21 protein-coding genes are annotated in these 22,373 nt (G+C 72.2%); 11 read left to right on the top strand and 10 right to left on the bottom strand.

Annotated elements, in window-relative coordinates; genetic code table 11:
- Positions 1 to 157 precede the first annotated feature (157 nt).
- The 5 genes from ACZ4WZ_RS32400 to ACZ4WZ_RS32380 form a co-directional block, all read right to left on the bottom strand.
- Positions 158 to 952 carry a ScbR family autoregulator-binding transcription factor gene (locus tag ACZ4WZ_RS32400; RefSeq protein ID WP_467896497.1) on the bottom strand — a complete coding sequence of 265 codons (795 nt, stop codon included), beginning with the start codon at positions 950 to 952 and terminating at the stop codon, positions 158 to 160.
- 78 nt (positions 953 to 1,030) lie between these two features.
- On the bottom strand, positions 1,031 to 1,879 hold the full coding sequence (locus tag ACZ4WZ_RS32395) for an AfsR/SARP family transcriptional regulator (RefSeq protein WP_467896495.1): 849 nt from the start codon (positions 1,877 to 1,879) through the stop codon (positions 1,031 to 1,033).
- Positions 1,880 to 2,117: 238 nt separating this feature from the next.
- Complete coding sequence (locus ACZ4WZ_RS32390; protein ID WP_467896493.1) at positions 2,118 to 2,732, bottom strand: ScbR family autoregulator-binding transcription factor; 615 nt, start codon at positions 2,730 to 2,732, stop codon at positions 2,118 to 2,120.
- Positions 2,733 to 2,867: 135 nt separating this feature from the next.
- Entirely contained in the window at positions 2,868 to 4,124 is a 1,257-nt protein-coding gene (locus tag ACZ4WZ_RS32385) for a cation:proton antiporter domain-containing protein (protein ID WP_467896491.1), read from the bottom strand.
- Positions 4,125 to 4,175: 51 nt separating this feature from the next.
- A complete protein-coding gene (locus tag ACZ4WZ_RS32380; protein ID WP_467896489.1) occupies positions 4,176 to 4,913 on the bottom strand; it encodes a TetR/AcrR family transcriptional regulator in 738 nt (245 codons plus the stop codon).
- Between the two features lie 85 nt (positions 4,914 to 4,998).
- On the opposite strand from ACZ4WZ_RS32380, the gene ACZ4WZ_RS32375 reads away from it, so the two are divergent.
- From ACZ4WZ_RS32375 to ACZ4WZ_RS32360, 4 genes are all read left to right on the top strand, one after another.
- Positions 4,999 to 6,168, top strand: coding sequence for an FAD-dependent monooxygenase (locus ACZ4WZ_RS32375; RefSeq protein ID WP_467896487.1), 1,170 nt, complete (start codon positions 4,999 to 5,001; stop codon positions 6,166 to 6,168).
- A gap of 222 nt (positions 6,169 to 6,390) precedes the next feature.
- Complete coding sequence (locus ACZ4WZ_RS32370; RefSeq protein ID WP_467896485.1) at positions 6,391 to 7,062, top strand: ScbR family autoregulator-binding transcription factor; 672 nt, start codon at positions 6,391 to 6,393, stop codon at positions 7,060 to 7,062.
- Between the two features lie 170 nt (positions 7,063 to 7,232).
- Positions 7,233 to 8,489: a ParA family protein gene (locus tag ACZ4WZ_RS32365; protein WP_467896483.1), complete on the top strand. Its 1,257-nt coding sequence runs from the start codon at positions 7,233 to 7,235 to the stop codon at positions 8,487 to 8,489.
- Complete coding sequence (locus ACZ4WZ_RS32360; RefSeq protein WP_467896482.1) at positions 8,486 to 9,412, top strand: ParB/RepB/Spo0J family partition protein; 927 nt, start codon at positions 8,486 to 8,488, stop codon at positions 9,410 to 9,412. Before ACZ4WZ_RS32365 ends, ACZ4WZ_RS32360 begins: the two co-directional genes overlap by 4 nt.
- 90 nt (positions 9,413 to 9,502) lie before the next feature.
- Here ACZ4WZ_RS32360 and ACZ4WZ_RS32355 read toward each other — a convergent pair whose 3' ends face one another.
- A complete protein-coding gene (locus ACZ4WZ_RS32355) occupies positions 9,503 to 9,979 on the bottom strand; it encodes a nuclear transport factor 2 family protein (protein WP_467896480.1) in 477 nt (158 codons plus the stop codon).
- Here ACZ4WZ_RS32355 and ACZ4WZ_RS32350 point away from each other — a divergent pair.
- From ACZ4WZ_RS32350 to rfbA, 5 genes are all read left to right on the top strand, one after another.
- Positions 9,966 to 11,261 carry a nucleotide disphospho-sugar-binding domain-containing protein gene (locus tag ACZ4WZ_RS32350; RefSeq protein WP_467896478.1) on the top strand — a complete coding sequence of 432 codons (1,296 nt, stop codon included), beginning with the start codon at positions 9,966 to 9,968 and terminating at the stop codon, positions 11,259 to 11,261. The two genes, ACZ4WZ_RS32355 and ACZ4WZ_RS32350, sit on opposite strands and share 14 nt — an antisense overlap.
- Before the next feature lie 62 nt (positions 11,262 to 11,323).
- Positions 11,324 to 12,379 carry a hypothetical protein gene (locus tag ACZ4WZ_RS32345; protein ID WP_467896476.1) on the top strand — a complete coding sequence of 352 codons (1,056 nt, stop codon included), beginning with the start codon at positions 11,324 to 11,326 and terminating at the stop codon, positions 12,377 to 12,379.
- A gap of 24 nt (positions 12,380 to 12,403) precedes the next feature.
- Positions 12,404 to 13,348, top strand: coding sequence for an aromatase/cyclase (locus ACZ4WZ_RS32340; RefSeq protein WP_467896475.1), 945 nt, complete (start codon positions 12,404 to 12,406; stop codon positions 13,346 to 13,348).
- 33 nt (positions 13,349 to 13,381) lie between these two features.
- On the top strand, positions 13,382 to 14,296 hold the full coding sequence (locus ACZ4WZ_RS32335) for an NADP-dependent oxidoreductase (RefSeq protein ID WP_467896473.1): 915 nt from the start codon (positions 13,382 to 13,384) through the stop codon (positions 14,294 to 14,296).
- Between the two features lie 155 nt (positions 14,297 to 14,451).
- Entirely contained in the window at positions 14,452 to 15,384 is a 933-nt protein-coding gene (gene rfbA / locus ACZ4WZ_RS32330) for a glucose-1-phosphate thymidylyltransferase RfbA (protein WP_467896471.1), read from the top strand.
- A 35-nt stretch (positions 15,385 to 15,419) separates the two neighbouring features.
- On the opposite strand, the gene ACZ4WZ_RS32325 is transcribed toward rfbA, so the two are convergent.
- A complete protein-coding gene (locus tag ACZ4WZ_RS32325) occupies positions 15,420 to 16,868 on the bottom strand; it encodes an MDR family MFS transporter (protein WP_467896469.1) in 1,449 nt (482 codons plus the stop codon).
- Positions 16,869 to 16,970: 102 nt separating this feature from the next.
- On the bottom strand, positions 16,971 to 17,684 hold the full coding sequence (locus ACZ4WZ_RS32320) for a class I SAM-dependent DNA methyltransferase (protein WP_467896468.1): 714 nt from the start codon (positions 17,682 to 17,684) through the stop codon (positions 16,971 to 16,973).
- A 231-nt stretch (positions 17,685 to 17,915) separates the two neighbouring features.
- Between ACZ4WZ_RS32320 and metK the strand changes: the two genes are divergently transcribed.
- Positions 17,916 to 19,127, top strand: a complete 1,212-nt coding sequence (gene metK, locus ACZ4WZ_RS32315; RefSeq protein ID WP_467896466.1) for a methionine adenosyltransferase — start codon at positions 17,916 to 17,918, stop codon at positions 19,125 to 19,127.
- A 109-nt stretch (positions 19,128 to 19,236) separates the two neighbouring features.
- Complete coding sequence (locus ACZ4WZ_RS32310; RefSeq protein ID WP_467896464.1) at positions 19,237 to 20,394, top strand: DegT/DnrJ/EryC1/StrS family aminotransferase; 1,158 nt, start codon at positions 19,237 to 19,239, stop codon at positions 20,392 to 20,394.
- 164 nt (positions 20,395 to 20,558) lie between these two features.
- Here the strand turns inward: ACZ4WZ_RS32310 and ACZ4WZ_RS32305 are convergent, their stop codons facing one another.
- Positions 20,559 to 22,013, bottom strand: coding sequence for a multicopper oxidase family protein (locus tag ACZ4WZ_RS32305; RefSeq protein ID WP_467896462.1), 1,455 nt, complete (start codon positions 22,011 to 22,013; stop codon positions 20,559 to 20,561).
- Positions 22,007 to 22,216 (bottom strand): hypothetical protein, encoded by a 210-nt coding sequence (locus ACZ4WZ_RS32300; RefSeq protein WP_467896460.1) that lies wholly within the window; start codon positions 22,214 to 22,216, stop codon positions 22,007 to 22,009. Before ACZ4WZ_RS32300 ends, ACZ4WZ_RS32305 begins: the two co-directional genes overlap by 7 nt.
- Positions 22,217 to 22,373: the final 157 nt, after the last annotated feature.

The raw sequence follows: 22,373 nt of genomic DNA, 5'->3' as shown, positions 1-22,373 counted from the left end.
CGCCCGGACCGGCCGGGTCCGTACCTCTCCTCGCGCGTCGCGCCGCCCGGTCGGCGGCAGGTGCCCGAGCGTGCCGCGACCCGCGAGGGCCGCGTCCGGGCAGGACCCGCACCGTGCGTCGTGCGGACCCGCCGGACGTGGTCCACCGCATGCGGTCCTAGACCCCGCTCCCGAGGAACTCGTACCGCCGCTCCTCGCCGGCACCGGAACCGGCACCGGAACCGGCACCGGCCGCGGCTCCGCCGGAGGGGGCCTGCGTCCGGTACTCCCGCACCCGCTCCGCACCCACCAGGCTCGGCAGCAGCAGCCCCCACAGGGCGGCCACCTTCCGCTGGAGCTCCGCGTACGACAGCCCCGTGCCGGCCAGTACCTCGATACCGCAGACGGCGGCGGCCACCAGCGCCTCGGCGCTCTCCCACCGGTCGGCGGCCGAACCGGCATGACCCCCGGCCGCATCGCGGTCGCCGTCACCGTCACCGTCGCCGTCGCCGTCGCCGGGAACGCTCCCGACCGGCCGGTCCAGCGGCAGCTCGCCCACGTCCCGCGCCATCCGCAGCAGTTCGCACACCGCCGACAGCCACGCCCCGTGGAAGTCGACCGCGGCCGGCTGCTGCCCGGCGCACTCCTTGGTGATCCGGAAGCTCGCCGGGATCGCCGGATCCTCGTGCAGCGTCCGGGCCAGCCAGTGCGTCGTGTCGATCAGCGTCTGCAAGGGCGAGGCCCCGCCCTCCCGCAGCACCCTGACCGCTTCGTGCAACAGGCCGCAACCGCGCCGCTGGACCGCGTCGGCGAGCTCGTCCTTCGAGGCGAAGTGAAAGTACAGCGCCCCCTTCGTCACCCCGGCCGCACCCGCGATCTCTCCGAGCGTCGCGTTGGCGTAGCCGTTGCGGTGGAACAACTCGGCCCCGGCGAAGACCAACCGCCTGCGGGTCCGCTCCGACCTCTCCTGCACCGCTCCGTCTCCCTTCGCCCCCGCTCCGTCCTTGCACCTGCCGTCGGCCGCGCGCGTCCGGCGCCGGCCGCACGCGGGTCAGGCCCGTACGAGCCGTTCGGCCCGCGGGCCCGTACCGGCGACCGCCCCGGCCACCGCCGCCGCCTTGACCGCACCCTCCGGGCCGGCCATCAGGATCGAGCGCTGGAGCCTGCGCAGCGCGGTGGACGGTTCCAGACCCAGGTCCCGTACGAGCGTGGCGCGCAGCCGCTGGTACACGTCCAGTGCCTCGCCGCGCCGGCCCGAGCGGTGCAGGGCGAGCATGAACTGCCCGTGCAGGTTCTCGTGGGTGCGGTACCGGCTCACCAGCACCGTCAGCTCCGCCAGGAGCTCGCGGTGGCGGCCCAGCTTCAGGTCGGCCTCGATGCGCTGGTCGAGCGCGCACAGCCGGGTCTCCTCCAGGCGGCGCGTCTCCATGTCCAGCTGCACGCCGCCCTGTACGTCGGCGAAGGCGGGGCCCGACCACAGGGCGAGGGCCTCGCGCAGCCGCTGCGCGGCGACCGGATAGTCGCCCGCGTCGATCGCCCGGTAGCCCATGCCGGCGAGCCGGTCGAACTCCCGGACGTCGCTGGTGCCGCCGCCGCTGTTCAGCAGGTAGCCGCCGGGCAGCGTCACGAGCACGTCCTTCGCGGTCCGCTCCTCGTCGTCGCTGCCCTCCAGGGCGGTCGCGATGAGCGCGCGCAGCTGGAGGACGTACGTCTGGAGGGTGGTGCGGGCGCTGCGCGGCGGCATCGATCCCCACAGCTCCTCGATCAGCGCCGACACCGGTACGACCTGGTCGGCGTGGAGGGCCAGGAGCGCCAGGACCTGGCGGGGCTTGGGGGCGGTGGGCGTGATGGAGATCCCGTTCTCCCGCACGGCGAGTGCGCCCAGTACATCGATGTCCACGTCGTACTCCCCTGTCCTTTGGATGAGTCGCAAGAGTCAGTAGAAAACAGGCCGGACGGTTTGTCAATGCGCAACCGGTCGACCGGCTTTCGGCCGGGCGAATCTCGCCGCTCCTTGGAAATATCCCTCTGACCTGGGCTTTTGCGTGAACACCACAGACCCACGACAGCTTGGAGCCCTTCAGCCACCTCGCTACGCAGGTCATATAACACCCATCGGGGCCCAATAATCAAACCATTCAGTCTGTTTCTTGGTCCGCGACGGCCTTTCCGTCCGGAGCGATCCCCGGCAGCACCACCGTCCAGATCCGGGCCAGCGCCTGCCGCGCGGTCCACTCCGGTTCCACGGACAGCAGGTCCCTCAACCCGGACGTGATGGCCACGACCACCCGCGTCGCGTCCTGCGGGGAGACCCCCTCGGCCAGGAGCCCGGCCCGTTCCGCGGTGTCCATCAGCTCCTGCGTCCACAGACGGCACTGTCCCCGCAGATCCACCCTGCTGCGGTGGGCGGCGTCGGCGCCCAGCGCGAAGCCGGCCCGTACGACCACGTCCGCGGCCAGCAGTTTCAGCAGCGCGTACGTCGCGTCGACGAGCACCAGCAGGGGATCGCCGTCCCGGTCGCCCGCGCCTTCCGCTTCGGCGATCCGCCGCAGCGTCCGCGCCGCACGGGCCTCCACGGCCCGGGCCAGGGCGGGTTTGCCGTCGAAGTGGAACTGGACGGCGCCGGAGGTGACTCCGGCCCGCTCGCTGATCGCGGCGATCGACGCCGCGGCGAAGCCTTCCTCGGCGAACACCTCCGCCGCGGCGAGCACGAGAGCTTCCCGTGTGCGTGCCGCACGCTCCTGCTTGACCATGAGGGGCTCCACACCGCAATCGCCGCATCCGCGGGCCGCCCCACACCGAGGGGTACGAGATCCTGGGCCACAGTCGACGCCCTCACCGGAGCCGGACCGGACTCCCGCCAGAGCCGCCGTCCACCGCCGACCGCGTCAACGCCCGTCGCCGGCCCCCGCGGCCCGAGGTACCCCCAGCACCCGCACCGCCGGCCCCGTCGCGGCCGTCGTCACCAGGGCCATCAGCACCAGGACGGTGAACAGCTCCACCCCGATCACCCCCAGTCCGAGCCCCGCGTTCAGCACCACCAGCTCCGTCACCCCGCGGCAGTTCATCAGCGCCCCCAGCAGCACGGCGTCCCGCCCCCGCACCCCCGCCGCCCGCGCCGCCGCCGTCGCCGCGCCCCACTTCGCCGCGACGGCCACCCCCAGCACCGCCGCCGCCCACCACCAGACCCGGCCCCCGTGCAGCGCCCCGACGTCGGTCCGCAGCCCGCTCCCCACGAAGAACAGCGGCAGCAGCACCGGCACCGCGAACTCCCGCATCCGCCGCGCCGCCGACTCCACAGCCTTCTCCCCCCGCGGCACCACCGCCCCGAGGACGAACGCCCCGAACAGCGCGTGCGCCCCCAGCGCCTCCGTCGCGTACGCCGCCAGGCAGATCCCGCCGAACAGCGCCACGACCCCGCCGCCCCGCCCCGCCTCCGGCCGCTCCCCCTCCGGCCGCCCCGCCCCCCACCGCGCCGCCGCCCGGGCGAGCAGCGGCCGCACCCCCCACCACATCCCCGCCACGAAGACCCCGGCCAGGGCCGCCCGCCCAAGCCCGGCCCCCGCACCACCGCCCCCGGCGACGGCCGCGACCACCGCCAGCAGGCACCAGGCGACCACGTCCGCCACCGCCGCGCAGGCCATCGCCAGCACCCCAACGGGCGTCCCGTACAGGCCCTGCTCGGTGAGGATCCGCGCCAGTACGGGAAAGGCGGTGACGCTCAGCGCCACCGCCACGAACAGCACGAACTCCCCCCGCCCGACCCCCTCCGGCGCGAAGGTCCCGTACAACCCGAGCGCCAGCAGCCCCCCGAGCCCCAGCGGCACCCACACACTCGCCTGGCTCACCACCACCACGGCCCGCCGGAGCCCCCGCAGCATCCCCACGTCGAGCTCCAGCCCCACCAAGAACATGAAGACGACGAGCCCGAGGTTCCCCAACACCCCCAAGGACGGCAGCACCTCATCCGGCAGCAGCCACCGCTGACCCTCCGGCCACACCCGCCCCAGGAAGGTGGGCCCGAGCAGGATCCCCACGGCTATCTCCCCGACCACCGCCGGCTGCCCGAGCCCGCGCGCCGACATCCCGCCCGCACCGCACGCGAGGACCACCACCGCCACGGCGACCAGCACTCCACCCGCCACGGCCCTGTCCTGCCCGGACCCCCGCGCAGCGGAACCAGAAGGCGCCCGACTTCAGGAGGTCGCCCGCCGCTCCACCAACAGCCCCACCCCGTCGAGGATCCGCTCCAGTCCGAACTCCATGGCCTGGTCCTGCCCCCCGTGCTCGGCGACGGAGGCCAGCGCGCCCGCGAGCGCCGGATACTCCTCGCCCCTCATCCGTACGACCTCCCCGAGCACGGCCCCGAGCTCCTCCTCCGGGCCGCCGGCGCCACCCGCCGCCCGCTCCTGCTCGGCGATCCCCCGCACGTGCCCGGCCATCAGCACCACCACGTCCATCGCCTCGGCCCCGCTCAGTCCGCACCCCTCCAGCGCGGCCAGCGCCCGCTCCAGCCACCCCACCTCCCGCGGCCCCATCGCCCGCGCCCCCACCGTCGCGTCCAGCAGCCACGGATGTGCGCGGAACCCGGCCAGCAGTTCCCGCGCCCACGCCCCGAGCCGCTCCCGCCATCCGTCCCCGGACGCCGCCGGCGCGGCGTCCAGTCCCCGCGCCGGGTCGGGCAGCGCGGCCTCCACCATCAGCGCGACGGCCTCCGCCTTCCCCGGTACGTACCGGTAGAGGGCCATCTTGGTGACCCCCAGCTCCCCGGCCACCCGCTGCATCGACACACCGCCGAGACCCTCGGCGTCGGCGATCTGCACCCCGGCCCTCGCGATCTGCTCCAGGGTCAGCCCCCGCCGCGGCCCCCGTGCCGGCGTCACCGGCGGCCCCCACAACAACCGCACCGCCGCCGCCCACTGCCCGTCCGCCATCGGATCCCCTTGCCCTCGCACCGAAACCGCGTCTACCGTACACACAGAAATAGTTTCCACTAGACACAGTTACTCGAGGACACGTATGCCCACCACCAGAACCGTGCTCATCTCCGGCGCGAGCGTCGCGGGCCCCGCCGTCGCCCACTGGCTCGCACGCCACGGCTTCCGCCCCACCGTCGTCGAGGTCGCCCCCGCCCTGCGCGGCGGCGGCCACGCCGTGGACTTCCGCGGCGAAACGCACCTCCGCGTCCTCCACCGGACGGGAATCCTCGACGCACTCCGCCGCGTCCAGACCGGCGGCACCCCGATGACCTTCGTGGACGCCGACGACCGGGAGCTCCTCCACCTCCCCGCCGCCTTCGCGGGCGGTGACGTGGAAGTGCTGCGCGGCGACCTCTCCCGCATCCTCTACGAGGCCTCCCGCCCTTCCACCGAGTACCTCTTCGGCGATTCGATCACCTCCCTCACCGAAACCGCGTCCGGTGTGGACGTCACCTTCCGCCACGCCCCACCCCGCAGCTTCGACATCGTCATCGGTGCCGACGGCCTGCATTCCACCGTCCGCCGGCTGGCCTTCGGCCCCGAGGAGCGGTACGTCTCCCACCTCGGCTACTACGCCGCCACCTGGAGCCTGCCGGGCGACCCCCACCCCGCCCGCCGCGGCTCCGTGGGCTTCAACGCCCGCGGCCGCCTCGCCTCCGTCGGCTCCTCCCCCGCCACCCCCGGCCGCGCGGGCGCCTTCTTCCTCTTCGCCTCGCCCGAGCTGTCGTACGACCGCCACGACCCGGCCGCCCACAAGGCGCTCATCACCCGGGCCTTCGCCGGCCTGCCCTGGCGAGTGGGGCCGCTCCTCGAGTCCCTCGCCGGCGCCGAAGACCTCTACTTCGACTCGATCAGCCGCGCCGACGTCGGCGCCTGGTCCACCGGCCGGACGGTCCTCCTCGGGGACGCCGCCTGCGGCGCGACGATCGGCGGCATGGGCACCGGTACCGCGGTCGTGGCCGCGTACGTCCTCGCGGGCGAACTGGCCCGCTCCCCCGAGGACCCCCGAGCCGCCTTCCGCCGCTACGAGTCCCTCGTCCGCCCCTACGCCCGGGCCTGCCAGCGGGGCGGCAACCGCACCGGCCCCTTCCTCGCCCCCGCCACCACCCTCGGCCTGCGCCTGCGCAACACCCTCCTGAGCCGCCCCGGCTGCCTGGCCCTGATGCTGAAGGCGGGCCGCACGACCGCCACCCTCCCCCTCCCCCGTTAACGGCGTTAACGCCGCATCCCGGCCCGGCCGTTGGGGGCGTCAACGCCGTTGACGGCCCCACCCCCCTCTCCCACGAAGAGCACCCGGCAAACCACCCCAACCCACCCCAGAACCCATCTCCTAAGCGCCTTAAAAGTACTGGTCGACTGGTTTCTTTTCGGTTGCTCCCACTAGATTGACCTTGCCTACAGCGGACGTAACCGACAATCAGGAGACACACACGTGGCGAGGGTCAGGCAGGAACGGGCCGAGATCACCCGGCAGGCGATCCTCGACGGCGCGGCCGTCGCCTTCGACCGCGCCGGCTTCGGCGGCACCAGCCTCAGCGACGTGGTCAGGCACGCCGGAGTCACCAAGGGCGCCCTGTACTTCCACTTCCCGTCCAAGGAAGCCCTCGCCCGCACCCTGGTGGACGAGCAGTTCCAGGTGTCCAAGGACGTCCCCGCCCTGGAGGACCCGGGCCTCCAGACGGTCATCGACCTCACCCACCAGATGGCGTCCGGGCTGCGCACCAACGCCCGCATCCGCGCCGGCATCCGCCTGGTCATCGAGTTCGGCTCGTTCACCAGCCCGGACCCGTCCCCGTACAACGCCTGGATCGAGACCTGTCGCAGCTGTCTGACGCCGGCCCAGGAACGCGGCGACATCATGCCCTCGCTCGACGTGGACGACCTCTCGACGTTCCTCGTCGGCTCGTTCACCGGTGTCCAGGTGACCTCGCACGTCCGCGCCGACCGCGAGGACCTGCACGCCCGGGTCATCGACCTGTGGAACTATCTCCTCCCCGGCATCGTGCCCGCCTCCCGCATCCCCCTCTTCGATCCGGCGGGCTCCCCCTCCTGCCGCGCCGCGCTCGGCCTGACCGGTCCGCAGGCGCCCGTCCCGGTCGGCTGACGACGCTTCCAGGGCGGCTTCGCGCACGCCGTGGTGAACCACGGGGGTGCTCGCTACGGCGTGTGCGAGGCCGCCCTGTCGCGTACCCCGGGCCCTTCGCCACCCATTTCGTTAGCAAAACCCAAGCGTGGCACCCACGCGCACCCCGGAACGTTAGTAAAGTCCCTCCCATGACTTCACCCTCGTCCCAGAACGACCGAGAGAAGGTCGTCTCCAAGCTCCCCCCGTGGCTCCGCCAGGAGTTGAAGATCCGCACCGCCCAACTGCGGGTCGACATCCAGGACGCCGTCCACCAGGGCATCGCCCACTGGAGCGCCCTCGCCTCCGCCCCCTCCCCCGTCGACACCTCCGGCGCCGAGTCGTTCTCGACCTGGCTGCCCGCCGGACAGTGGGAGTCCTTCCGCACCGACTGCAAGGACCGCGGCGTCTCCCTCATCCAGGGTCTGGCCCAGGCGGTGCGCCTCTGGCTGGAACTGAACCCGGCCCCCACCGTCAAGCGTCCCTCCGTCGTGCGCCGCATCGTCGTGTGCAACCAGAAGGGCGGGGTCGGCAAGACCGCCGTCACCGCCGGCACCGCCGAAGCCCTCGCCGAGGACCCCGCGAGCCTGCACCCGGTCCGCGTCGCCCGCCAACTGGCCCGCCTCGCCGGCCCCGAGGAGACGGACGCCGGCCACCCCGGCTCCTCCCTCGACCTCGAAGACCTCCCGGGGCTGGGCATGCGCGTCCTGCTCGTGGACTTCGACCCCCAGGGCCACCTCACCAAGCAGCTCGGCCAGCAGCCGCTGCCCATCGGCGGCGACAGCCTCACCTGCCACATGGCCGGCGAGGCCAAGGGTCCCCTCCAGGACCTCATCGCCCCGATCGCGCACGACCGGTTCGGCGACCGCCTCCACCTCCTGCCCGCCTGCACGGACGCCTTCCTCCTCGACGTCCGCCTCTCCACGGTCCGCGCCCGCGAGGCCGCCCTCGAACGCGCCCTGGCCCCCGTCGAGTCCGACTACGACGTCATCCTCATCGACTGCCCGCCCAGCCTCGGCCTGAGCATGGACGCGGCGATCTACTACGGCCGGCGCCGCGACGCCGAACAGCCCGGAGCCTCCGGCGCGCTGATCGTCGTACAGGCGGAGGACTCCTCGGCCGACGCGTACGACCTCCTCACCTCCCAGATCAACGATCTGCGCGACGACCTGAGCCTCGACATCGACTACCTCGGCCTCGTCGTGAACCTCTACGACGGCCGCCGCGGCTACATCGCGACGAGCTCGCTCCAGGCGTGGATGGACATAAAGGACCCGCGGGTCGTGGCGATCGTCCCCGACCTCAAGGAACAGCGCGAGTCCGTCCGCCTCAAGCAGCCGCTCTTCGTCTACGCCCCCAACGGCGACCAGGCCGTCGCCCTACGCGCCCTCGCCCGGGAGATCTCATGAGCAGCAAGGCCGACAAGCTCGGCGTCTCGGCGTCCTTCGCACGGGCCCAGCCCGTCGGGGTCAGCTCGCGCCGCGCCGCCATCGCCGAGGTCACGGGCGCCCCCACCTCCGGGGTGGTCCCGCCGTCCGAGGTTCCCATCGACGCCCTCGCCCACAACCCGTTCAACCTCCGCGAGGACCTCACCGACCTCGACGAGCTGGCCCAGTCCCTCGCCGTACGGGGCCAGCTGCAGCCCCTCGCGGTCGCGACCCGGCTGGCCTTCATGGAGGCCCACCCCGGCCAGACGGACGGCCTGGGCCGCGCCCCGTACGTGGTCATCGACGGCAACCGCCGCCTCGCGGCCGCCCAGCTGGCCGGCCTCAAGACGATGCACATCCACGTCAACGACGCCCTGTCCGCCTCGGCGGCGGACATCCTCGAATCGGCGCTCATCGCCAACGTCCACCGGGTCGACGTGGCCCCCATGGACCAGGCCCGCGCCCTCCAGGAACTGGTCGAGGTGCACGGCTCCCAGGCACAGGTGGCCAAGCGGATCGGCAAGACGGCGGCCTGGGTCTCCCAGCGCCTGACCCTGCTGAACCTGACGCCCGAGCTCCAGGGGAAGGTCGAGACCGGCGAGCTGAAGGTCGAGCCGGCCCGCCGCATCGGCCGCCTCCCCCAGGAGGAACAGGCGGCGGCCGCCACCGAGAGCATCGAGGCCGTCAACCCCCCGCGCCAGCGCACCCGCCCGGCACCCCGGACCGTTAACGCCGTTAACGCCGTTAACGCCGCCGGCACCCCGGCGCCGGGCACCCCTCCCACACCCGCCCCCCGCCTCACGATCTCCACCCACTCCCCGGAGACCATCGCGGACGCCCTCACCGCGCACCTCACCCCGGACGACCTGAAGGCCGTCACGGAACTCCTGATGCAGCGCATCTGATCCGACGGGCCCGCACGCACGGGCCGCGCACACGCCGGGGCGCTGGCGGCATCCACACCGCCAACGCCCCCGCGTGCGGACAGGGGGATGTCAGCGAGCGCGGCCGTCCGCCTCCAGGCTGCGCCGCCGCACGAGCAGACGGCCGTCGTCCGCACGGACCAGCTCGTCATGGCAGAGCAGTGAACCGCGGATCGCCAGCGGGCCGCCCGGCGCGGTGGCCATCGCCAGCGCGTAGTAGCGGGTGCGCAGCGTGTCGTCGGGCTGCCGCTCGACACCCACCATCCCGAACCAGTGCCGGAAATCGAGCCCCTGCGCGGCGATGTGCTCGACCCCCGCGCGCACGGTGGCGCGCAGGGCGTCCCTGCCCCGCTGCGGCTCCGGCTCGCCCGCCGACTCGAAGACGGCGTCCTCGGTGAAGGTCTGCGCCCAGGCGTCCGCGTCCGCGCCGGGGCCCTCCACCAGATTCATCTGCCACGCGTAGAACTGCTGCACCTCGGCGTACAGCTCCGCCGACACGTAGGGCTCCGCCGGCACGTAGGGCTCCGCGCCGCTCGTGGTCCCGCTCATCCGCACTCCCCGTCTCTCGCACACGCGCTCATCGCGCCGAGGCTCCAACGCGCCTCTCGAGTCCGAGTTGAGCCGGGCCCGCCATCGTGACCGCGCAGCATCTTCCAGCCGAATCGAGGTGGCACTCGTGCGTGTCCTGTTCAACGTTTCTCCCGGACTCGACCACATCTATCCCGCTCTTGGCCTCGCGTGGGCCCTCCGCACCGCCGGTCACGAGGTGGCCGTGGCAACCTCCGGAGTCTCCGTCCAGGCGGCGGTGGGCGCCGGCCTCATGGCCTACGACGTGGCTCCCGAGGCCGACTTCTCCATGGTCTTCCCCAAGAAGGGAACCCCGCAGGAGCGCATGACCGCGATGCGCGCCCGGGGCGAGGAGGTCACCCGGTCCGAGGAGACGCCGGACTTCATCCTGCAGAAGTTCAGCCAGATCAACGACCTGATGGCGGACCGGACCCTCCAGTTCGCGCGCGACTGGCGGCCCGACCTGGTCGTCTACTCCCGCCTCCAGGGCACCGCGCTGCTCACCGCCCGCGCCCTCGGCATCCCGGCGGTGGAGAACGGCTACAGCTTCCTTCGTGAGGGGAACCTCCCGGAGCGCCTGCTGCCGCACCTCGCGCCCACGTTCGAGCGCCTCGGCGTCCCGGTGGAGCTGCCCACGGTGCAGCCCGTCTACTTCGCCCCGCAGGAGTTCATGCGCGGCCAGGGCGAGGGCTGGAGCATGCGCTTCGTCCCGCACCACGGCGGCGGTGTGCTGCCGGAGTGGCTGGCCGCCCCCAAGGAGCGTCCGCGCATCGTCGTGACCCTGGGCACCATCGTGCCCGGCGTGGCGGGCGTGGGCAGCCTGCGCAGCGTCCTGGACGCCTCGGAGGGCCTGGACGCCGAACTGGTACTGGCGCTCGGCGACCAGGTGGACCTGGAGCCGCTCGGCCCGCTGCCCGACAACGTCCGGCCGGTCGGCTGGACCCCGCTCAGCGCGCTCCTGCCCACCCTCGACGGCATCGTCCACCACGGCGGCGCGGGCACCACCCTGGCCTCCGCGCACGCCGGCGTGCCGCAGCTCGCGATGCCGTACGGGTCCGACAACTGGATCAACGCCGGCATCGTCGAGACGGCCGGGATCGGCTTCAACCTCCAGCCGGACGAGATCGACGTCGAGGTGCTGCGCAGCCTCGTGGGCGACGCCCAGCTGCGCAAGACCGCGGCCGCCGTCGCCGAGCACCTGACCTCCCAGCCGGGCCCGGACGCGATGGTCCCGCGCCTCGTCGAACTGGCCGGCGGCCGCTGACGGAGCGAAGCCGCGCCATCAACGCGCCACGACATCCCGCACGACGAAAGGAACCACGGAACATGAGACTCACCCTGCTGTCCCGCGCTTCGCGAGGAGCCGTCCTCGCGCTCGGCACAGCGGCCCTGGTGGCGGCCGCCGCACTGCCGGCGCACTCGGCGGTGAACGTCACGGATCTCGGCACACTGCCCGGGCACACCTCCAGCCTGGCGTACGGGATCAGCCCCTGGGGCGTCACGGTCGGCTACTCCGCCAACGCCCAGGGCGTCAGCCGCCCGGTCCGCTGGTCGGCGAACGGCAACATAACCGACCTGGGCACGCTGCCCGGTGACGTCAGCGGCACGGCGTTCGTCGTCAACGCCTCCGGTACGATCGCGGGCCGCTCGGTCGGTGCCGACAAGGCCGAGCACGCCGTCGTGTGGCGCCCCAACAGCGCGCCCGTCCAGCTGCAGGGGCTGCCCGGCTCGGTCAAGAGCCGCGCCTACTCGATCAACTCCTTCGGGACGGTGGCCGGCTTCTCGGCCACTCCGGACAACGTCTACAAGGCGATGCGCTGGGACTCGGACGGCAAGGCCGTCCACCTGCCCCCGCTGCCCGGCGGCACCGCCAGCTCCGCGGGTTCCATCAACAACTCCGGTGTCACGGTCGGCTACTCCCTCCAGAACGGCTTCCAGAACGCGGTCCGCTGGAACGCCGACGGCACCCCCGTCCCGCTCGGCGGCATCCTGCCCGGCGACGACTCGAGCCAGGCCAGCTGGATCAACGACCTCGGCGTCGCGGTCGGCAACTCGTTCAAGGCCGGCAAGTTCTACGACGGCCCGTACCGCGCCGTGCGCTGGAACCAGCAGGGGCAGGTCGTACCGCTGTCGCCGCTGCCCGGCCACACCGGCTCCGCCGCCTACGGCATCAACAACCTCGGGGTCGCGGCCGGGTTCTCGTACTCGCCCGGCGGCGTCTACCACGCCGTGACCTGGAGCCCGGACGGCACGGTCACCGACCTCGGCGTCGCCTGGCCGTCCGGCGCGACCGAGGCCTACGCCGTCAACGACTCCGGAACGGCGGTCGGTTCGCTGACCACCGGCGCGGGCGTGCTGCGCGCGGCGCGCTGGCGCAGCTGACCGGCCACCACGGAAGAGGAGCACATGGGAGAGACACACACGCACCGCTCCGCGCACGAGCTGCCGGTGCGGGCGTCCGCTCAGGACGTGCACCGGCTGCTCGCGGACGAGGGGAACTGGCCGCGCGTCTTCGCCCCCTTCGTCCACCTGGAGAACCTCGGCCGGGACGGCGAGTTCGACCGGATCGGCATGTGGGGGCACTACGACGGCACCGTCGAGCACTGGGTGGCGCTGCGCCGCGTCGACCAGGACGCCCTGCGCGTCGAGTTCCGGCCGGAATCCCTTCCGCCGCAGGTGGAGTCGATGCTCCGCTCCTGGGTGGTCGAACCCGCCCCGGACGGCGGCTCCGTGGTGCGCCTGGAACACGAGTACCGTCTCAAGGACCCGGCGGCGGCCGAGACGGTCCGCAGCACCGTCGAGACGATCGCCCGCACCGAGGTCGCGGCGGTGCGCGACGCCGCGGAGCTGGCCGCGCTGCGGCCCGAGGCCCTGGTCACCGTGGAGGACGGCGTCACCGTCACGGCGCCCGTCGAGGCGGTGTTCTCCGCCCTCTACGAGGCCGGCGAGTGGCCCTCCTACATGGCGCACGTGGCACGGGCCGACGTCCGGGAGGGCGGCGAGGGGCACACCCAGGTCCTGGAGCTGGACACCGTCGAGCGTCACGGCGGGATCTTCACCACCCGGGCGGCCCGGGTCGGGCTGCCCGGCTCGAAGATCGCCTACAAGCAGCTGCTGCTGCCGCCGCTGGGCGCCTCGCACCACGTCCAGTGGCTCCTCACGGAGCAGGACGGCAGCACCGTCGTCCGCTCCCTGCAGACGGTCGTCATCAAGGAGTCCGGCGTCGCGGCCGTGCTCGGCGAGGGCACCGGGCTGACGGCCGCCCGGGAGTTCGTACAGAACGAACTGAGCTCGAAGGTCCGGCTGATTCTCGACGCGGTGAAGAACCGTCTCGAGCAGGATGCGAACTGATCCACATGACGAACTACTGAAAGGACCCCCGTGATGCGAGCAGCCGCTCTGTCCGAGTTCGGCGCCCCCGAGGTGCTGCGGGAGACCACCGTCAAGGACGTGCAGGCCGGACCCGGCGAAGTGCGCGTACGCGTCAGGGCCGCCGGAGTGCTGCCCTTCGACGTGCGGGTGCGCGGCGGCTGGACCCCGCCGTTCATCAAGCGGGAGTTCCCGATGGTCCTCGGCAACGAGTTCGCCGGCACGGTCGACCAGACCGGCGAGGGGGTGACGGCCTTCGCGGAGGGCGACGAGGTGCTCGGCTACAGCGTCCTGGGCGCCTACGCCGAGTACATCACCGTGGCGGCGGACCAGATCGTCCGCAAGCCCCCGGCCATGCCCTGGGAGGTCGCGGCCGGCTTCTCCGGCAACGGCCAGGGGGCGCACATGGCCCTGTCCACGGTGGGCGTCAACGCGGGCGACACCGTGCTCGTCAACGCGGCAGCGGGCGGGTTCGGCACCTTCGCCGTGCAGCTCGCCCTCGCCTGGGGTGCGGGCCGGGTCATCGGCACGGCCAGCGAGCGCAACCACGACCACCTGCGCGCACTGGGTGCCATCCCCGTGACGTACGGCGAGGGTCTCGCCGAGCGGGTGAGGGCGATCGCGCCCGACGGCGTCGACGCGGCCGTGGACGCGGCGGGCCCCGACGCCCTGCGGGCCTCCGTCGAGGTGGCCAAGGACCGGAACCGGGTCGTCACGATGATCGCCGACGAAGCGGCGCAGGAACTGGGGCTGCCGTCGGTGGCGGGCGCGCGCTCGGCCGAGCGGCTCGCCGAACTCGTCGGCCTGTACGTCCAGGGCAAGGTCAACATCCACATCCGTGAGGCGTATCCCCTCGCCAGGGCCGACGAGGCCCACCGGGACGTGGAGAGCGGCCACGGCCGCGGCAAGGTCGTCCTGACCATCGGCTGACCGGCTCGCGATGCCCCACCGCGAAGGGGGCGGCCACCACGGCCGCCCCCTTCGCGTGCGCGCTTCGAGGCTTCCTCGACCGGCCTGCCACAGTCTCGGAGCAACCCTCCGGGCCCCTGCGAACGAGCCGACGACAACACGAGGTGAGACTTTCCGTGAAGGGAATCATCCTGGCCGGCGGGAACGGCACCCGGCTGCATCCGCTCACCCTGGGCATCTCGAAACAGCTGCTCCCGGTCTACGACAAGCCGATGATCTACTACCCGCTGTCCGTGCTGATGCTCGCCGGAGTCCGGGACATCCTCATCATCAGCTCACCGGTGGACCTGCCGCAGTTCCGCCGCGTCCTCGGTGACGGCAGTGCGCTCGGTCTGAACCTGTCGTACGCCGAACAGCCGGAGCCGCGCGGCCTCGCGGAGGCGTTCGTCATCGGGGCCGAGCACATCGGCGGTGACTCCGTCGCCCTCGTCCTGGGTGACAACGTCTTCCACGGACCCGGATTCGCCCAGCTGCTGCACCGCCACGTCCCGCACAAGGAGGGAGCGCTGCTGTTCGGCTACCCCGTGCGCGACCCGGAGCGGTACGGGGTGGGTGAGACGGACACGCTCGGCAGGCTCGTCTCCATCGAGGAGAAGCCGGCCCGGCCGAAGTCGAACCGGGCCATCACCGGCCTGTACTTCTACGACAGCGACGTGGTGGACATCGCCCGTGGTCTGCGCCCCTCCGCACGCGGGGAGCTGGAGATCACGGACGTCAACCTCGAGTACCTCGCCCGCGGCAAGGCCTCGCTCGTCGACCTCGGCCGGGGGTTCGCCTGGCTGGACACCGGCACCCACGACTCGTTGCTGGAAGCGTCCCAGTACATCCAGACCCTCGAGCGGCGCCAGGGGCTGCGCGTCGCCTGCGTCGAGGAGATCGCCCTCCAGATGGGGTTCATCGACGCCGACCAGTGCCACCGGCTCGGCTGGCTCCTGCGCAAGTCCGGCTACGGCGAGTACGTCATGTCCGTGGCGGAGTCCGCCCGGGCCGGCCGACTCGCCGCGACGGTTCCGGCCGCGACGGCCGAAACCGTCGCGGCCCTGTTCTAGGGGGCGCCCGGCGGATCAGGGCCGGGCACCCCCGGTCAGCTGCGGCTGGACTCCGGTGCCGCCTTCGCCGTCTTGTCGGAGGCCTCCCCGTCGGGCCGCCTCGGCATGAAGAGCGCGGGTACGACCATCGCCGCCGCCATGCCCAGCACCCACCAGAAGGTGTTCGCGTAGGCGGACGGGTCTGCCTGCGGGCCGCCGGAGTCCGAGGAGCCGAGGTTCACGGACAGCAGCAGGGCGACCATCGCGGTCCCGAACGACGCCCCGACGCGCTGCACCACCGCGATCATGACGGTGCCGCGGGGAATCCGGTCGCTCGGGATGTCGAGGTAGGCGGTGATGAGGATGGCCACGCCGACCACTCCGAGCCCCAGGCCCCGTACGCCCAGGGAGACGCCGAGGAGCAGGTCGTCCGGGTCCGAGGCGAGCTGGGTGAAGCCGACGGTGCCCGCCACGGACAGGGCGGTGGCGAACAGGATCAGGACCCGGGGCTGGTAGCGGTCCGTGAGCCACCCGGCGACCGACAGGCCGACCAGCATGCCGAGGCCCTGGGGGGCGAGCAGCCAGCCGATGGTGGAGCTGTCGTAGCCCAGGGAGCGGGCGTAGAAGAGCGGCAGGACGAAGAGCGGGCCGTAGACGGCCACACCGCTGAGGAACACCAGCAGTGAGGACGAGGAGAAGGCCCGGGAGCGGAAGAGCCCCACGTCGACGAGCGGGGACCGCGAACGCACGGAGTGCACGCAGAACGCGGCGATCAGGGCCGCGCCGGCGAGGAGGACTCCCACCGTCAGCGGGTCGGTCAGCTGCGCCACGTCACGTACCCGCGAGAACCCGTACACCAGCGCGACCATGCCCGGGGGCAGCAGCATGACGCCGACGCGGTCGACCTTGGCGTCCCCGCCGCCGGCGGAGGGCGGCAGCACCCTGTGCGCGAGGACGAGCGCCACGAGGATCAGCGGTACGTTCACGAAGAAGATCCAGCGCCAGCTGGCGACGTCGATGATGAGGCCGCCGGCCACCGGCCCCAGGATCGGGGCGAGCTGCCCGGGGATGCCCACCAGGCTCATCACCTTGCCGAAGCGCTTGGGGCCCGCCGCCTGGGCGAGGATCGTCTGCACCATCGGGAGCACCATGCCGCCGCCGACGCCCTTGACGACACGGAAGGCGATCAGGCTCTCGACCGACCAGGCCACCCCGCACAGCACCGATCCACCGAGGAACACGGCCAGGGCGAACATCCACATCCGTCTGCTGCCGAAACGGTCGACGGCCCATCCCACCAGGGGCGTCACCAGGGCCAGGGTGAGGAGGTACGAGGTGCTGACCCAGGACAGCGCCGTCTCGGACGCTTCCAGATCGGCCGAGATCTCGTTCAGCGCGACGCTGACGATGGTGGAGTCCAGCAGTGAGGCGATGGCGCCTATGAGCAGGGTGCCCGCGAGGATGAGCAGTCTGCGGTCCAGGCGTTCCGGGGGTGGAGTCTGCATACGAGGACCGTACGAAGCCGCGCTCTGCTCCGCCTCGAATCCGGTTCGAGCGATCCTGTTCCCGCGGACGCGTGCCGGCCGCCGGCCGTCGCAGGGCCCGGGCTACTCGCGGGTGCCGATGAAGAATCCGGGACGGCCGCCGCCCGTCTCGACGTACTCCACGTCGAGACCGCTCTTGCGGAAGGCGTTCGTGTACTCCTCGCGGGAGAACAGCGTCAGGTAGTCGACCTCGCTGCGGTGCTGGATTCCCGTCCCGGCGTCGGCGACCACGTAGTGGATCTCCATCCGGGTGACGTTGCCCTCCCGCGTGGAGTGGGAGACGCGGGAGATGCCCTGGTCGCCGTCCTTGAACGCGTGGGTGGAGACGTAGCCGGGGAGGAAGTTGTCCGGGAAGTACCACGGTTCGATGGCCAGGACGCCGTCCTCGGCGAGGTGCCGGGTCATCGCCTGGACGGCGGAGTCCAGGTCCTCGACGGTGCGCAGGTAGCCGATCGAGCTGAACATGCACACGACGGCGTCGAAGGTCTCACCGAGCTCGAAGGAGCGCATGTCGCCCTGGTGGACGGGAACGCCCGCGAGCCGCTCGAAGGCGAGGTCCGCCATCCACTGGGACAGGTCGAGTCCGGCCGCGCGGTCGAAGATCTTGGCGAAGGCGGCGAGGTGGATGCCCGTGCCGCAGGCCACGTCCAGCAGGCTCGCCGCGTCCGGCTTGCGGCCGCGGATGAACCCGGCCACCTGGGCGGCCTCCGCTTCGTAGTCCTTGCGGTCCTGGTAGAGCCGGTCGTAGAGCTCCGCCTGGCTCTTGTTCTCGTACATGGATCCCCTCCCGTTGAACACGTCCCGGCTCGGTCCTGGGACCGGGACGAGGCTGACCCGGCCGGCTCGTGTCCACCTCGACCCCCACTGGACGTCCGGAGCCGGCCCGATGCCGTCGTCAGGGCCCGCCCGAGCTCCGTCAGGTTGAGCGAGCCTCCAGAGGCCTTGGCGAGCCTGGGCCCCACCTTCGCGACATCGACCCGCTGCCCCTCGAGCCACCCCCGGAGAGCAATGTCCCGCCGCCTGTTTACCTCGGAGTCCGTGACCGAGGGTCACCCCGACAAGATCGCTGACCAGATCAGCGACACGATCCTCGACGCGCTCCTCACCGAGGACCCGACCTCGCGTGTGGCCGTGGAGACCCTCATCACCACCGGTCTCGTGCACATCGCGGGCGAGGTGACGACCAAGGCGTACGCGCCGATCGCCCAGCTCGTCCGCGACAAGATCCTCGAGATCGGCTACGACTCGTCCAAGAAGGGCTTCGACGGCGCCTCTTGCGGCGTCTCGGTGTCCATCGGCGCCCAGTCCCCGGACATCGCCCAGGGCGTGGACACGGCCTACGAGCAGCGCGTCGAGGGCGACGAGGACGAGCTCGACAAGCAGGGCGCGGGCGACCAGGGTTTGATGTTCGGCTACGCCACGGACGAGACGCCCGAGCTGATGCCGCTGCCGATCCACATCGCGCACCGCCTCTCGCGCCGGCTGACTCAGGTCCGCAAGGAAGGGATCGTGCCCTACCTGCGCCCGGACGGAAAGACGCAGGTCACCATCGAGTACGACGGCGACAAGGCCGTCCGCCTGGACACGGTCGTCGTGTCCTCGCAGCACGCCGCCGACATCGACCTCGACTCGCTGCTGAACCCCGACATCCGCGAGCACGTCGTGGAACACGTGCTGGGGCGGCTCGTCGAGGACGGCATCAAGCTGGACACCGAGGGCTACCGGCTGCTGGTCAACCCCACCGGCCGTTTCGAGATCGGCGGTCCGATGGGTGACGCCGGCCTGACCGGCCGCAAGATCATCATCGACACCTACGGCGGCATGGCCCGTCACGGCGGCGGCGCCTTCTCCGGCAAGGACCCCTCGAAGGTCGACCGTTCCGCCGCGTACGCGATGCGCTGGGTCGCCAAGAACGTGGTCGCCGCCGGTCTGGCCGCCCGCTGCGAGGTCCAGGTCGCGTACGCCATCGGCAAGGCCGAGCCCGTCGGCCTCTTCGTCGAGACCTTCGGCACCGGCACCCTGCCCGACAAGCGCATCCAGGAAGCCGTCTCCGAGGTCTTCGACCTCCGCCCCGCCGCGATCGTCCGCGACCTCGACCTGCTGCGCCCGATCTACGCCCAGACCGCCGCCTACGGCCACTTCGGCCGCGAGCTCCCCGACTTCACCTGGGAACGCACCGACCGCGTCGACGCCCTGCGCACCGGCGCCGGCCTGGCCTGAGCGCGGGCCCACGTACGAGCGGGCGGCGCGGCACCACCACCGGACTTCGATCCACGGTCGAGCGCCCGTTCCTAAGCTCGATCGCGACATCCGGACGTGAGAGGCGGCTATGATCAATCTTTTTCAGCCCCAGGTGGGTGCTGAGGAACTCGACGCGGTTGCCGAGGTGTTCGAGGACCGTTGGCTCGGCCACGGACCCCGCACCAAGGCCTTCGAGGCGGCGTTCGCCGAGCACCTGGGTGTCGCACCCGAACACGTCGTCTTCATCAACTCCGGCACTTCCGGCCTGTTCCTGGCCACCGAGCTGCTGGACCTCGAGGAGGGCGACGAGGTCGTCCTGCCCTCGCTCAGCTTCCTCGCCGCCGCCAACGCGGTCGTGACCAGCGGCGGACGCCCCGTCTTCTGCGACGTGGACCCGCGCACCCTGAACCCCACGCTCGAGGACGTGGAGCGTTCCCTCACCGACCGCACCAAGGCGGTCATCGTCCTCCACTACGGCGGCTACCCGGGCGACATCGTGCGCATCGCCGAGCGCTGCCGCGAACTCGGCATCACGCTGATCGAGGACTCCGCCTGCTCCGTGGCGTCCCGCGTCGACGGCAAGGCCGTGGGCACCTTCGGCGACCTCGCCATGTGGAGCTTCGACGCCATGAAGGTCCTCGTCACCGGGGACGGCGGCATGATCTACGTGAAGGACCCCGAGCAGGCCGCCCGGGTCCGGCGCCTCGCCTACCACGGGCTCGCCCAGCCCAGCGGCTTCGGCTACGCCAAGGTCTCCGCCCGCTGGTGGGAGCTCGACATCCCCGAGCCCGGCCGTCGCGTCATCGGCAACGACCTGACCGCGGCCATCGGCTCCGTACAGCTGCGCAGGCTCCCCGAGATGGTGGCCCGGCGCAAGGAGATCGTCGCGCTGTACGACCAGGAGCTGGCCGGGACCGCCGGCCTGGTCACTCCCCCGGCGCTCCCGGACGGCCACGAGTCCACCCACTACTTCTACTGGGTGCAGATGGACCCCGCGATCAGGGACCAGGTCGCCAGCGACCTGCTGGCCGACGAGATCTACACCACCTTCCGCTACGCCCCGCTGCACAAGGTCCCGGCGTACGGCACCGACCCGGCCGAGCTGCCCGCCTCCGACTGGGTTTCCGACCGCACCCTGTGCCTGCCCCTGCACCCCGGACTCAGCGACGCGGACGTACTCACCGTCGCCGCCTCCCTGCGCAAGGCGGTGGACGCGCGCAGCGCGGAACAGGCCGCCGGGCGCTGACCCGCCCGTACACGCCGCGGGGGGGGGGGGAGTTCACCGAACTCCCCCCGCCCCCGTTTCCGCATGCGCCGCCCGTCGCGCGGGAGCGGCGCGGCCGCGGCCGCCGAAGGGGGGCGCCGGCAGCCCGGCGCCCCCCGTTCAGCGGCCGCGGTCGTGTGCGGTGGTCACGCGACGACGTCGATCCGTCCCATCTGCCCGCCGGAGGAGTGCCCCAGCTGGTGGCAGTGGTAGAGGTACTGGCCCGTGTACGGACCCCAGGTCATGGCGATCTTCACGGTGTCGCCGGGGCCGAGGGTGACGGTGTCCTTCAGCCCCGCGTCGCGGACTCCGGCCGGCTGGCCGTTGCGCTCCAGCACCCGGAAGTACGTCAAGTGGGTGTGGAAGCTGTGCCAGAGGTGGAAGTCCGGCTTGCCGGGCGCGGCCGGGGCCTCGGCGTTGCGGACCGTCCAGACCTCGGTGGTGCCCAGCTTGGCCGTGATGTCGACCCGGTTCGGGTCGTAGGACAGGCCGTTGATGGTCATCGCCGGGAAGGTACGGATCTCGAAGTCCCGCTCGACCGTCGCCGCCGGCAGCGGCGGGTGCGTCGTCAGGCGGCCCGGCACGAAGCTGTAGTCGGAGGCCCGCCGCACGATGTCGAAGCGCATCACCTCGGGCCGCTCGGTGGGCTGCGCGCCCGGGTTCTCCAGGACGACCGAGTCACCGACCGCGTACCGGGAGAAGTCCACGACGATGTCGGCGCGTTCACCGCCGAGCATCAGCAGCTCCGTCTTCCGCACCGGGGTCTCAAGGAAGCCGCCGTCGGTCCCGATCTGGGTGAATTCGATGCCGTCGGCGAAGCGCAGCCGGAAGTACCGGTTGGCGCAGGCGTTGTAGACACGGAAGCGGTACTTGCGGGCCGCGACCTGGAAGTACGGCCGCTCCTTGCCGTTGACCAGCATGTGCGGGCAGTCGGACGGGCGCGTGTAGAGCAGCGTCCCGTCCGCCTCGACGCGCGCGTCACGGATGATCAGCGGGACGTCGTAGCTGCCGTTCGGAAGGGGCAGGGTCCGCTCGTTGTGGTCACTGAGCAGGTACAGCCCGTGCAGGCCCATGTAGACGTTCTCGGCCTCGAGGTGGTGCGCGTGGTCGTGGTACCACAGCGAGGCCGCGGCCTGCTGGTTGGGGTAGTGGTACGTGCGCTCGCCGCCCGGCACGATGGTGTCCATCGGCAGGCCGTCGTCCTGGGAGAGGACGTGCGCGCCGTGCAGGTGCACGGCGGTGTCGACCTGGAGCTCGTTGATCTGGCGGACCACGACCTCACGGCCCTGGGAGGCCCTGATGGTCGGTCCGGGGAAGGTTCCGTTGTAGGTGCGGACCTTCGACATCAGGCCCTTGACGATCTCGACCTGTGCCTCCCTCATCCGTATCTCGTACAGATCGGAGGTGGCGGTGAAGCCGGTCGGCGCGAGGGTCTTCGGCAGCGGCATGGCGTGCGCGAACGGCACGATGGGCGCCGCCTCCGCCGTGACGAGGGAACTGGCCACGGCCTCGGAGCCCGTGCCGGTCAACCGGTCCCACGGGAACAGGGCGGCGGCGCCACCCGCGGCCGCCACCTTGAGCGCATTACGACGATTCAGCATGAAACGGATCCGGATTCTCTTCGAAGGTACGGAGCTGCGCCGGCCCTCGCCGCCCACGGCACGCCGACGGCGAAGACGAGCAGCAGGCCGGCGAGGGCACAGAGCCGCAGAGCGGTGACGGCATCGGCGGCGATGGCGGAGCCCAAGGGACCGACGTCCACGGGGGAGAAGGCCCGCGCCAGGACCACGAGGGGTACGGTCACGGCGGCGCCCACGGCTGTGGCGGCGGCCGTGAAGGCCAGCTGGGCCGTGAGCGTCCTGCCCCCGGCCCGCACGAGCCGGCCGCCGGGGGGGGGGGGGGGGGGGGGGGGGGGGGGGAGGGGGAAGGGGGGGGGGGGGGGGGGGGGAGGGGGTGGTGGA

The sequence above is a fragment of the Streptomyces sp. NPDC029122 genome (assembly GCF_055569445.1).
The sequence above is the reverse complement of the archived record's forward strand: the minus strand, read 5'-3'. Positions and strand labels throughout refer to the sequence as shown.

Coding starts and splice junctions, on each gene's coding strand:
- ACZ4WZ_RS32365 (WP_467896483.1), top strand. CDS start 7,233: ATGACTTCACCCTCGTCCCAGAACGACCGAGAGAAGGTCGTCTCCAAG.
- ACZ4WZ_RS32380 (WP_467896489.1), bottom strand. CDS start 4,913: ATGGCGGACGGGCAGTGGGCGGCGGCGGTGCGGTTGTTGTGGGGGCCG.
- ACZ4WZ_RS32305 (WP_467896462.1), bottom strand. CDS start 22,013: ATGCTGAATCGTCGTAATGCGCTCAAGGTGGCGGCCGCGGGTGGCGCC.
- ACZ4WZ_RS32325 (WP_467896469.1), bottom strand. CDS start 16,868: ATGCAGACTCCACCCCCGGAACGCCTGGACCGCAGACTGCTCATCCTC.
- ACZ4WZ_RS32360 (WP_467896482.1), top strand. CDS start 8,486: ATGAGCAGCAAGGCCGACAAGCTCGGCGTCTCGGCGTCCTTCGCACGG.
- ACZ4WZ_RS32335 (WP_467896473.1), top strand. CDS start 13,382: ATGCGAGCAGCCGCTCTGTCCGAGTTCGGCGCCCCCGAGGTGCTGCGG.
- metK (WP_467896466.1), top strand. CDS start 17,916: ATGTCCCGCCGCCTGTTTACCTCGGAGTCCGTGACCGAGGGTCACCCC.
- ACZ4WZ_RS32345 (WP_467896476.1), top strand. CDS start 11,324: ATGAGACTCACCCTGCTGTCCCGCGCTTCGCGAGGAGCCGTCCTCGCG.
- ACZ4WZ_RS32390 (WP_467896493.1), bottom strand. CDS start 2,732: ATGGTCAAGCAGGAGCGTGCGGCACGCACACGGGAAGCTCTCGTGCTC.
- ACZ4WZ_RS32375 (WP_467896487.1), top strand. CDS start 4,999: ATGCCCACCACCAGAACCGTGCTCATCTCCGGCGCGAGCGTCGCGGGC.
- ACZ4WZ_RS32340 (WP_467896475.1), top strand. CDS start 12,404: ATGGGAGAGACACACACGCACCGCTCCGCGCACGAGCTGCCGGTGCGG.
- ACZ4WZ_RS32320 (WP_467896468.1), bottom strand. CDS start 17,684: ATGTACGAGAACAAGAGCCAGGCGGAGCTCTACGACCGGCTCTACCAG.
- ACZ4WZ_RS32355 (WP_467896480.1), bottom strand. CDS start 9,979: ATGAGCGGGACCACGAGCGGCGCGGAGCCCTACGTGCCGGCGGAGCCC.
- ACZ4WZ_RS32310 (WP_467896464.1), top strand. CDS start 19,237: ATGATCAATCTTTTTCAGCCCCAGGTGGGTGCTGAGGAACTCGACGCG.